A 2,574-nucleotide genomic window follows, 5' to 3' on the forward strand; every position below is an offset into this window, starting at 1 on the left:
GGCCGGCAGCATCAATAATGCCTGCCGACAGGGCGTAGGCCTTGTTCAGTGCACCTTCCAGATTTTCGATACCGTCAGGGGCGGGAAGTGCGGCCAGTTGCTGGATGGTCTGTTCGACCAGTTGCAGGCTTTGCTCTTCCATCGAGGCCAGATTTTGGGCGGCCTGTTTCAGGGCTATGCCAGTGCTGATGCCGCCCGGTTGATCAATCAGGCTGGAAAGCCGCGAGCGGCGACGGTTATGGGTGATGACAGTGGTCATTACAGTCCTGCCTTCTTGCGAAGTTCGTCAGCACGGCGTTCGGGGCCATCATAATCGCCCACACGGAAGCGGCGGTCGGGGCCAAGATAGTCACCGACCTCAAGGAAAGGCCGGTTATCGCGCGAAACCCAGACTATACGCTCCAGCAGGGTCAGCGAGCTGAACGGCTTGGTAATCAGGAAGTTGGCACCGCAGTCGCGGGCTTCCTGAACCTTGGACTGGCGAACGTGGGCCGCGGTCATAATCACAGGCGCAAAGGCGTTCGGCTCCAGTTTGGAGCGGCGAAGCCAGCGAACAAATTCAAAACCGGTCATGCCGGGCATGTCCGAATCGACAAGGATCAGATCGACCGCATTTTCCTTGAGAATAGGAATGGCTTCGGCGGCAGATGTGCAGGCATGCCGTGTCGACAGGCCAAATCCCTTGAGGGCACGAATCGTCAGTTCCTGCGCGAAGGTGGAATCGTCGATGACCATGGTCACCGCGCCTTCGAAGTTGAAGACGGCACTTTCGCGTAGGGATTCGCCGATTCCCGGTGAACGCGCAGTCATCAAAGTCACGCTGGTCCTCTTGCAGGCAATAGGGGCAGCCTTGCCATAGGTATCATAAGGGACAATGCCCTTTGCCTATGGCAAGGCTGTTGTTTCAGGCCGGATTAGCCGAGGCGGCCAATGGCGTAGAAGCGATCGGCGCGCTGGGCACGAATCTGGTTGGCATCGAGGGCCGAAAGGATCTTCAGTTCGTCCTCGATCGCATCGCCAACAGCATTGATGGCGGCTTCGGGGTCGGTGTGGGCACCGCCCAGAGGCTCACCGATCACGCGATCAACGATCTTTAGCTCCAGCAGGTCGGGGCCGGTGATTCGCATGGCCATGGCCGCATCCTTGGCGCGGCTGCCGTCACGCCACAGGATACCTGCGGCACCTTCGGGCGAGATCACCGAATAGATCGAGTGTTCCAGCATCATCACGCGGTTGGCCGCAGCAATAGCGATAGCACCGCCCGAACCACCTTCACCGGTGACCGTAGCGATATAGGGCACGCCCAGCGTCAGGCCGCGCTCGGTCGAGCGGGCAATAGCCTCGGCCTGACCGCGCTCTTCGGCACCGAGGCCCGGATAGGCACCGGCAGTGTCCACGAAGCTGAGGACCGGCAGGCCGAAATGCTCGGCCATGTCCATCAGGCGCACAGCCTTGCGATAGCCCTCGGGACGGGCCATGCCGAAATTGTGCTTCAGGCGGCTCTGGGTGTCGTGGCCCTTTTCGTGGCCCATAATGATGACGCCCTGACCACGGAAACGGGCCACACCACCGAGGATGGCCTGATCGTCGCCGAACTGGCGATCACCGTGCAGCTCTTCGAAATCGGTGAAGAGGCCGTCGATATAGTTGCTGAAGTGCGGGCGTTGCGGGTGGCGGGCCACCTGCGTACGCATCCACGGATCGAGATTGTCATAAGTCTCGACGCGCAGGGCAGACGCCTTGGCTTTGAGAGTGTTGATCTCTGCCTCGAAGTCACCGCTGGAGGGGGCGAGCTGGGAAAGCTCGGCGATCTTCGCCTCAAGCTCAGCGATAGGTTTTTCGAATTCGAGATAATGCGTGGCCATAAAGCGCCCGTGTAACGACCGCGCCATCCTGGCGCTACGGAAAGGTCGCGGACCCTAAAACTCGTCGGGCCTCGCGGCAAGACTGAAAGCCTATCAGTTTTTACGCGCCAGTGGGTGAGACTTGTGCACGACCTGCGCCAATCGGTCTGTAGCGACGTGGGTATAGATCTGGGTGGTCGAGATATCCGAGTGGCCCAGAAGGGTCTGCACGACGCGCAGATCGGCTCCGCCTTCCAGCAGATGGGTGGCAAAGGCGTGGCGCAAAACGTGGGGACTGATGCGGGACGGGTCGATGCCGGCGGCGGCGGCGGCGATATCCAGTAATTGGGCAAAGCGGCGTGGTGTCAGATGGCCAGAGCGACCATGCGAGGGGAACAGCCAAGGGCTATCAACGGGTTTGGGCGTGTCTTTGGCCTTGCGTGTTGGCTTTGTCCGTACATCCAGCCATGCCTTCACGGCCTCGCGCGCAGAGGTGTTCAGGGGCACCAGACGCTCTTTGTTGCCCTTTCCGGTGATGATCAGATAGGCGGGGTCACGCTGCACGGCCGCAAGCTTGAGGCCCAGAACCTCTGACACCCGCATCCCTGATGCATAGGTCAGCTCGACCAGAGCCAGAAGCCGAAGCGCAGCGGCTCCGTCCTGTGCGGTAACGGTGTTCAAAAGCGCGTCAATTTCGTCGCGGGACAGACTTTTGGGCAGGGGGCGGCCC

Annotated in this window: 3 protein-coding genes and 1 pseudogene; all 4 read right to left on the minus strand. The window is 60.7% G+C overall.

Features of this window, described 5'->3' with window-relative positions:
- Positions 1-259 (minus strand): annotated as a pseudogene (locus RSB01_RS13940) (chemotaxis protein CheE); the annotation flags it as partial.
- Positions 259-810 carry a response regulator gene (locus RSB01_RS13945; RefSeq protein ID WP_332619727.1) on the minus strand — a complete coding sequence of 184 codons (552 nt, stop codon included), beginning with the start codon at positions 808-810 and terminating at the stop codon, positions 259-261. The gene RSB01_RS13945 and the pseudogene RSB01_RS13940, both read right to left, overlap by 1 nt.
- Positions 811-914: 104 nt before the next feature.
- On the minus strand, positions 915-1,865 hold the full coding sequence (locus RSB01_RS13950) for an acetyl-CoA carboxylase carboxyltransferase subunit alpha (protein WP_332591244.1): 951 nt from the start codon (positions 1,863-1,865) through the stop codon (positions 915-917).
- A gap of 93 nt (positions 1,866-1,958) precedes the next feature.
- Positions 1,959-2,574, minus strand: a 616-nt coding sequence (locus tag RSB01_RS13955; RefSeq protein WP_332625735.1) for a tyrosine-type recombinase/integrase, incomplete at its 5' end; no start/stop codon positions are given.

Source organism: Brevundimonas sp. (assembly GCF_036659295.1).
Taxonomy (GTDB): domain Bacteria; phylum Pseudomonadota; class Alphaproteobacteria; order Caulobacterales; family Caulobacteraceae; genus Brevundimonas.

Bases quoted from the DNA above. Each gene is read 5' to 3' on its own strand.
- RSB01_RS13945 (WP_332619727.1), bottom strand. From the start codon at position 810: ATGACTGCGCGTTCACCGGGAATCGGCGAATCCCTACGCGAAAGTGCC.
- RSB01_RS13950 (WP_332591244.1), bottom strand. From the start codon at position 1,865: ATGGCCACGCATTATCTCGAATTCGAAAAACCTATCGCTGAGCTTGAG.